Source organism: Paenibacillus sp. JQZ6Y-1, from assembly GCF_040719145.1.
GTDB lineage: Bacteria > Bacillota > Bacilli > Paenibacillales > Paenibacillaceae > Saccharibacillus > Saccharibacillus kandeliae.
On the sequence record NZ_JBFDUZ010000012.1, the window covers coordinates 25,352 to 34,945 of the forward strand.

4 protein-coding genes are annotated in these 9,594 nt (G+C 44.3%); all 4 read left to right on the plus strand.

Features of this window, described 5'->3' with window-relative positions:
- Nucleotides 1-3,381 (plus strand): DUF5704 domain-containing protein, encoded by a 3,381-nt coding sequence (locus ABXR35_RS23985; protein ID WP_367064599.1) that lies wholly within the window; start codon nucleotides 1-3, stop codon nucleotides 3,379-3,381.
- A 476-nt stretch (nucleotides 3,382-3,857) separates the two neighbouring features.
- On the plus strand, nucleotides 3,858-4,796 hold the full coding sequence (locus ABXR35_RS23990; protein ID WP_367064600.1) for a copper amine oxidase N-terminal domain-containing protein: 939 nt from the start codon (nucleotides 3,858-3,860) through the stop codon (nucleotides 4,794-4,796).
- Nucleotides 4,797-4,897: 101 nt separating this feature from the next.
- A complete protein-coding gene (locus ABXR35_RS23995) occupies nucleotides 4,898-6,001 on the plus strand; it encodes a copper amine oxidase N-terminal domain-containing protein (RefSeq protein ID WP_367064601.1) in 1,104 nt (367 codons plus the stop codon).
- A gap of 342 nt (nucleotides 6,002-6,343) precedes the next feature.
- Nucleotides 6,344-9,594, plus strand: a 3,251-nt coding sequence (locus ABXR35_RS24000) for a DUF5704 domain-containing protein (RefSeq protein ID WP_367064602.1), incomplete at its 3' end; no start/stop codon positions are given.

Below are 9,594 nucleotides of genomic sequence, written 5' to 3' on the forward strand. Positions count from 1 at the left end.
ATGAATCGACTTCCCCAATGGGTGCAGCGGCATAAACTACTTGTTGCCGTAATCTTGACGCTCCTTCTGGTATTGCCTATCGCACTGATCCAGACGAACTCGGCGGCATATGCCGCCGAGGAACCAGCAGCCATTACGCCACTCAGTTACTACAAAAACGAAGCGCCAAATGCCACCGACGCGAACCACCGGTACTTTGTCGGCATGATGTACTTTGACATGTGGAAAGGCACATCTTGGGACAATGGCATTGAGCCGCAAAAACATATGCAGGGCATGGCAGAACAAAAATACGCCTTCAATTTCCCCGGACGCAAAGTCAAAAGTATCAAAGCGGAAGTGTTTACACCGACAGCGGATAATCTCAAGTATTTCTCAGCTTCACGGACAGACGAATGGAGCAAATACAAAGAATTTGCTACAGAAGGCACAACGAACAGCGATATTTCATTCACCACGTCCGGGATCGGAACGGATACAGCTACCATCCCGTTTAAGATCAATATCCGTTTAGACACCAAAAGCAAACTAGCCGACGACATTACGTACACTTGCGGCGAGCGCTGTAACCAAGGGGTCTATGGCTACCGGATTTACGCGCCGGTGGTATTCGACATCGAGCTGGCGGGCAAGCTGGAGGTCTACTACAAGACCACGGACGGCAAGTCGCTGAACGACATCTTCCCGCCACGTCAGGAAGATATGGCAGTCGGTACCGAATACACATTCGACCCGCCGAAGGACGAGGATTACGAGTACAAAGGCTACAAGAAAAGCACCACCGGCGACGCGCCCAGCGGCGATATGCAGGACGGGCAGCCGCCTGCCTTCACGTACAAAGGCAACTTTGATACGTATACCGCTTACCAGTACTATCAGGCGTTAGAGCCGTGCCAAGATGGGCAGACGAAGGCAGACAATCCGCAGTGTGAACCGGAAGAACCCCCGCCAACTGGCATTTGCACTTGGACGATAGAACCGCCAGAAGTAGCTGATACGCAAGAGAAAACATTTATGAGTTCTGTCGCATCTGGACACATCCTAGCAGACGATCTCAGTAACGATCGCCACTTCGATGCGACACGCGGCATTCCTACTAGCGAAAACCTATACGCGAATGCGTGGGATTACAGCTACTTATTCAATCATACGTTTGATAATATGGAAGGGAATGTGAAATACAATTGTAGCATGAGTGTGAAATATCATCTGACGTGGACGAGTGCTAAAGGGCGACCGCGTAGTACCGATGAGACAAAACATTATACATTTGATTTTAGCTTGCCGTATGCTTACTGGCAGATTAACCGCTTGGAAGTACTGCAGATCAGCGGCGCAACAATGGAGAATTACGCACTGCCGGGTGGAAGCATCATTCTTAGTCCGATGCAAACACCGCCATCAACAAAGCTAAGACATAGCGATGATGAAAAGGATCATGTGAAGCCGGCCAATACCATCAAGTTCAGCTATAGCCCTCCAACAGTTAGAGGAGGTCATAGCAAACCGACACCACCGAACGATAAAGATAAGCTGCGTAACATGGCAAAAAATAACACCGATGATCCGGATGTCCGTAACGACAAACTAGACTTTACATTTTCGGGAACGACCACGGAAGTGATGAATGGAGATTGGGTGAAAAACGAAGGAGAAGCGCCAAGCGAAATTCCAGATGCACCGCTCATCCGACCGTTCAAAGAAACGAAGGAAATGACGTTGTATAAAGCCAATCTGACCATTTCCAAAACGCTTGTTAACAAAGCTAATACACCAGCAACGGGCACGATTTACTTTAAGCTGCAGGACAATCAGGTGAATGGTGTCGGGGATATGCGGTATCCCATCCATAACATTAATACCGTCACTGTGCATACCCCCGTAGTCAACTACAGTGAGATTACGGATGATCAGGCGCATAATCAGAAAACGGAACCGAATACCCAGCGAGCTGCCTTGATTTTGGAACGACCCTTTACCGTACGGATTCCGACAGAAGGACAGCATTTGAATGGATCTAGTTACCCCGGCTATGGGGATCGGGATTATGCCAAATACTTCCGCACCAAGCAGGTACGCTTTCCCTTCGATGTATACAATGAGGATCGAACCAAGTTTATCGCCAAAGATACGTGGACCGATATTCCGGTCAAGCAATTGGATACTACATTTCAATTACCAGTGTGGGTAGACGAAGGGGATTATACGGTCTATTACCGGAATATTGCGGAGAATGCCCCCACTAACTTTACGACGCAGCAAGATGCCAACACCCAGTTAGCGAATCACGTCGCTACCGATACGATTGATGTGGAAGTGATCGGACGACTGTATGATTTTCATCTGACCGACATTGCGGACTACAACTGGGAAACTGTATTTCGAACCCAAAAAGGTAGCAGTCAACCAACTGGGCTGAGTTATTGGGTAGGGGAGAATGGAATCGATGGTCAGCCGCGTGGAAATGAGCAGCCGTTTATGCTACCGATTCATGCAGGGAGTCATCCGCAGCAGGGCTTCAAAAATGCAGCGATCAAATTGGGGTATCATTTCAAGTTTGATTTGAAAACCAAAGGGAATATGTTTAGTAATCTAGATGGAATACGAATAACAACAGACTTTCGATACTACAAAAAAGATGGATCTGCTACTGTTCCGGTCGATCTGTACTATCGGGATGCTAAGCAAACCTTTATAAAGATAGGGTCTGCCCAAGATCAGGAGAAGCGATATAGCATTCTAAACGAACGATTGCGCAATGTTCCCGAACAGGAAATGTTGGACACAGCAGATTGGAAATACAAGACGTATTACACTCCAGAACAGCTGGCAGGCGTTACCCAACAGAAGTTTGAAACCAATTATATCAATAACGTCACTCAACAAAAAACATCGGTAGGGAATTTTGCGCAGTTGCTGCTTCCCGAACAGCTACGAACGCTGATCGGTCCGAAAACGGGGATACCGACGAATGCATCTGCCACTGTAGAACGAGCGAATGCTTCGATACAGACATGGTATGGCGAGTACAGCTTGCCGGCTGAAACCTACATGGTAGAGCGAGGAACAGACATAGCCGAATACGCACGCAAGCATGGGGGATTGGATGAGAAGTCTCCGATTTGGCTACGGCAAGGATATGTAGTCGTGAACTTCAATATCGAGTCGATTCAGCAAGGTGATCTGAAGCATCCGCATTTGCAATACATCCATGCTCCACAAATGAATGCAAAGAAGAGGAATCAGTGGCAAATGGAAGGATTCCAAGATCAGATGATCGATGCGTATCATCATACGTTTTCGTTGCAAGATGGAGACGTAGCATTTTACCATGCTGGACAGTCCAGCAAAGATGATTTTGGTGCACAGGCGCCTCATTAGCAATAGAAAAATTGGACACAAGATGAGTAAGCAGACGTTATGAGACAATCGGCAAATAAAATAACAGGCGTGGTTTTTATGAAGAATAACTTTAAAAAGACGTTATGAAAGATATGCCGATGTTTCTTTGTCGACATTGACTGTGAACGATTCATGGATGGAGTCATTCTCAATGCAAGTTTATTTGCAGCGAATGATTTATCGTTTGGGAAGAACATGATTAATCACTCGATAAATATCAGAAAAAAATAAATCATTTATATAAGATTATATTTCATTTGGTCTACGCTCGATTGATAGTAACATACTATACTTACTAAGGTGAAATTGAGTAAGTCTTATTATTGACTGCAGCAGGGTATTTTCCAAAAGAATGTGTGAATAGGCAGAAGTAAGTAGATGGGAAATGAAACTATAAACATACGAAGAAAGAGATTAGATTTAAAAATAGAGAATAATGGAAGGGGATGATTTTAATGAATATGAAACAACTGGCAATGACAACACTGGCGAGTTTGATTCTTACTGGTGTTATTGGGACTGTAGCTCCGGTAGCAAGCGCAGCGACATCGAGTGTGGAAGTCTTGCTGAATGCGCGGAAAATGAGCTTTCCAGATGCAAAGCCATTTCAGGATGAGAACAGTGCGGTTATGGTGCCGATCCGGTTTGTATCTGAGAAGTTGGGTGCAAAAGTGGGCTGGAGCAATGTTGCTGGTAAACAGACCGTTACATTGAAAACGGATGATCATAGCGTGGTGATGACGGTTGGATCTGCGACTGCGGTTGTTGATGGTCAAAGCAAACAGTATGATAGCAAAATCATTCTGAAGCAGAGCCGGACGTTCGTGCCATTACGTCTAGTGAGTGAGGGCCTGGGTCAACCAGTAAACTGGGATCAGGTGGGGAAATGGGTCTGGATTGGTAGTAGGGAAGTACCAACTTTAGAAGAATTGAATTTGAATACAAAACCAATTTCGTTCGTTAAAAAGTATTTTGATCAAAGAAGTGATAGTACTTTTTTGAATAACATCAGTAATAAACCATATATAAACGTCTTAATGCCTAAATTAAATGATTTGCCAATAAAGATGAATGGAATAATTCTTTATGATATAGAACCTATAGAGATAAACGGTGAAAACTATTTGAAGTTGCGTACTGATAGTAAGAACATTGGAGTGGATCTGTTAACTAAAAATCAAGACTTCAGAAAGCGGACAGAGCGAGACAAGTTGAAGGAAAAAAGCTCTGATAATTCAGTTAATCATTATTTTAATTTAGTTTCCTTTACTGACGAACTTATTTTTAAAATCAAAGATAAAAAACCCATTGATGTAACAGACATTGACTACGTGCTGTATGAGTACGCTTCAAAAGATTCAATGGTCCTGCTTTCTAATCCATGGAGAGAGTAAAACACTCAAAACGACATGCTTTTTTAATAACAATTAATAAATAAAATAGTACAAAAACTTATGATTGCTAAATCAAAATTGATAACTAGGAGTGATATTTCATGAATACTACGAAAAAATATTTCACAGCTTTAGCTAGTAGCATAATTATTGCTACATCGATTGCGTCGGTTGCCAGCGCATCTACGCCAGTATCGATCATTATGGATGGCGTGACTGCACCATACACGGATACCCTTCCTTTCGTGAATGACGGTTCAACCATGGTGCCGATCCGCTTTGTCAGTGAAAACCTGGGGGCGAAAGTTAATTGGGATAACTCAACTAAAACGGTTGGCATTTTAAAAGACGGCAAGAGCATTACGCTCAAGGTCGGTTCGTCCAGCGCGAGTGTAAATGGAACGCTACAAGATGTGGGTGCAAAGAGCATGCAGAAAAATAGCACGGTACTTGTACCGTTGCGCTTTGTCAGCGAAGTGCTTGGAGCGAATGTCAATTGGAATGCAGCAGAGTCTACGGTTCGAATCAGTACCGGTAAAGATGTTGGCGTTGTAGATGATCAAGGCCGTGCGATCCGGACAACGAATCTACCGAGTAATGCTTCGGCTTACCCATACATTCTGAAAGATATTCCTAACACGATGTATGAGATGACCGGTCGCAAGATTCCAAGAAGCACGACAACAACTGCAAAACAGCTCTATGCTACAGACAAGCTATTTCAAAATGGCATTTATCCGAAGCGCTGGGCTAACAATGCGGATGAGTATTACAAGCTTATCTTTAACGTAGATTACCGTACAATCAGTAACAATTGGGTGGATCAGGTTTATAGCCACATGAACACTTCAAATGTAATGCTAAAAACTGACTTGAGTAATTATGTGGCATGGGTGAAGAAGAACCATATTATTTTGGAAGGCGATCTATCTGCAGAACCATCGATGATTACTTATAATTCGTTCGACGGTTATAGCATCCGAGGTCATTATACAGTGGAATTTGTGAATTACGATTCAATGAAGGATTTGATCTATGATCCACTGTTCTCAGATGGAAATCAAGCGACGAAGTTTAAAAAAGGGCATCGTTATGAAGGATATACTGATATCACAATTTCTACTAATGCATTCAATGGCACTTTATTAAAAATCGATGCATTAACGAGTTTGTTTTTGAATTCGCCAGCTTGGGAAGTGAAATAATTGTATGACGAATTTTAAATACAGGGGATGAGGATCATTAGACAATACAGCATAACTATACTGTTCTTCACCGTATTGATCCTGGGATTTACTTCTCTCTCTGTTGATTATGCGGCTGCAGATGCTAATAATTCCGTCCATATTCAGAAGGGGAAAATAGAATTTTATACTATTTCTACCAAAGCTACAACCAGTACACGCTATAAAACGGTAGGTTTCACTATTACCAAAGAGGCAAGATGTACTTCTACAGATAGTAATGCTGATTGTAGACCGCAGCAAGGGAAGTTCGGAACTGTCAGAAATAGGCAAGTTGATGAAATCCCTTATGGAAGCAGTGAAGTGAAAACATTATTTGAAGTAGATGCACAAACCGTGCTTAATGCTCTCAAAGAAGCTGACTCGTTAGATATTAAGAATGGCGACACGATTTACCTGAGTGCAATATTCCATGTTATGCATGGATCCTCAGAAGATCCTACAGACTATACAGATCTTAGGTCAATCCGATCTGCAGAGTCGTGGGCAGACCCGAATGGATTCCGGCAATACTATGACTTACCCGTCACATGGGAGGGTGGAGCTGATCCAGTCGACTTCATCCTAAAAACGGTCGATGGTACGAAGCTTGCTGCCGATGCTATTACGGATGATCAGCATCCGGATGGATTATGGAAGACCGGTGAAACGGTCTCCCATACGTTGCCGCCCACGTTTGAATACCAGGGTGTAACGTATACGCTGAATAAATCTTACATCCAGTCGACATTAGACGAGAGTAAGACGAAGTTTGTGCAAGAGGGCGATCCTGAGACAAATCCGCAGCTGAGCAAACGGAACTTTACTACTTTTGCCGGTGGTACGCACCTGATAGGCGTGTACGACGAAGGCAATCCAGTGAAGGCAAAATTCTTTAGCAGTGATGGGGCTGAACTTCAAGATCCAGTCGATCTGGGAAATAAAAAAACTGGCGAAGCAGCCAGCTATACTTTTCCAGAAACGATCGATGTGGAAGGGACTACATTTACGATCATTAAATCGTACATAGCGTACAATTCAGATCCAGACAACCAGCGATTTGTGCAGGAGAAAGGCTCCAGCTCGCTCCTAGCTAGAAACACTACAACTCCTGCAGGCGGAGCAGCCATCATAGGGGTGTATGAATCGGACGAAGCACCACCGCAAATGGGCGTTTGCAAGTGGACGATTGAGCCGCCTTCTGTTGCAAGCACTAAAGAGAAGACGTTTATGAACTCGGTTGCTTCTGGACATATTCTTGCAGATGATCTCAGCAACGATCGACACTTTGATGCAACAAAAGGCATTCCGACAAGCGAGAACTTATATGCTAATGCCTGGGACTATAGCTATCTGTTCAATCATACTTTTGATCAGATGCAAGGTAACATCAAATACGAGTGTGAAATGAATGTCAGGTACAATCTACGCTGGTACGAGAAACGTAAGGGAAAACCCGATAAGGTGCGTACAGCGTCTGAAACGAAGAACTATAACTTTGGCTTTACATTGCCGTATTCGTACTGGCAAATTAACCGATTAGAGGTGCTGCAGATCAGTGGCGCGACGATGCAGAACTACGCACTACCAGGGGGCAGCGTTATTTTAACACCAATGCAAACTCCACCATCTACGGAGCTTGCTCATGATACGGATGTTAAATATCATGTGAAGCCTGCAAACACGGCCAAGTTTTCGTATAGTCCACCAACAGTACAAGGTGGAAGTAGTCGGCCAAGTGTTCCTAATGACAAGGGGAAGCTAACCAGCATGGCTCAAAGTCATACAGATGATCCGGACGTGCGAAATGACAAATTCACGTTCACCTTCTCCGGAAAAAAGACAGAGGTCATGAATGGAGATTGGGTGAAGAACGAAGGAGAGGCGCCAAACGAAATTCCAGATGCACCGCTCATCCGACCGTTCAAAGAAACCAAGGAAATGACTTTGTATAAAGCGAACCTGACCATTTCCAAAACGCTTGTCAACAAAGCGAACACGCCAGCAACGGGCACGATTTATTTTAAGCTGCAGGACAATCAGGTGAATGGTGTTGGGGATATGCGGTACCCGATCCATAACATCAATACTGTCACTGTGCATACCCCTGTGGTCAACTACAGCGAGATTACGGATGATCAGGCACATAATCAGAAAACGGAACCGAATACCCAGCGAGCTGCCTTGATTTTGGAACGACCCTTTACGGTACGCATCCCAACAGAGGGACAACATTTGAATGGATCCAGTTACCCCGGCTATGGGGATCGGGATTATGCCAAATACTTCCGCACCAAGCAGGTACGCTTTCCCTTCGATGTATACAATGAGGATCGAACCAAGTTTATCGCCAAAGATACGTGGATCGATATTCCGGTCAAGCAATTGGATACTACATTTCAATTACCAGTGTGGGTAGACGAAGGGGATTATACGGTCTATTACCGGAATATTGCGGAGAATGCCCCCACTAACTTTACGACGCAGCAAGATGCCAACACCCAGTTAGCGAATCACGTCGCTACCGATACGATTGATGTGGAAGTGATCGGACGACTGTATGATTTTCATCTGACCGACATTGCGGACTACAACTGGGAAACTGTATTTCGAACCCAAAAAGGTAGCAGTCAACCAACTGGGCTGAGTTATTGGGTAGGGGAGAATGGAATCGATGGTCAGCCGCGTGGAAATGAGCAGCCGTTTATGCTACCGATTCATGCAGGGAGTCATCCGCAGCAGGGCTTCAAAAATGCAGCGATCAAATTGGGGTATCATTTCAAGTTTGATTTGAAAACCAAAGGGAATATGTTTAGTAATCTAGATGGAATACGAATAACAACAGACTTTCGATACTACAAAAAAGATGGATCTGCTACTGTTCCGGTCGATCTGTACTATCGGGATGCTAAGCAAACCTTTATAAAGATAGGGTCTGCCCAAGATCAGGAGAAGCGATATAGCATTCTAAACGAACGATTGCGCAATGTTCCCGAACAGGAAATGTTGGACACAGCAGATTGGAAATACAAGACGTATTACACTCCAGAACAGCTGGCAGGCGTTACCCAACAGAAGTTTGAAACCAATTATATCAATAACGTCACTCAACAAAAAACATCGGTAGGGAATTTTGCGCAGTTGCTGCTTCCCGAACAGCTACGAACGCTGATCGGTCCGAAAACGGGGATACCGACGAATGCATCTGCCACTGTAGAACGAGCGAATGCTTCGATACAGACATGGTATGGCGAGTACAGCTTGCCGGCTGAAACCTACATGGTAGAGCGAGGAACAGACATAGCCGAATACGCACGCAAGCATGGGGGATTGGATGAGAAGTCTCCGATTTGGCTACGGCAAGGATATGTAGTCGTGAACTTCAATATCGAGTCGATTCAGCAAGGTGATCTGAAGCATCCGCATTTGCAATACATCCATGCTCCACAAATGAATGCAAAGAAGAGGAATCAGTGGCAAATGGAAGGATTCCAAGATCAGATGATCGATGCGTATCATCATACGTTTTCGTTGCAAGATGGAGACGTAGCATTTTACCATGCTGGACAGTCCAG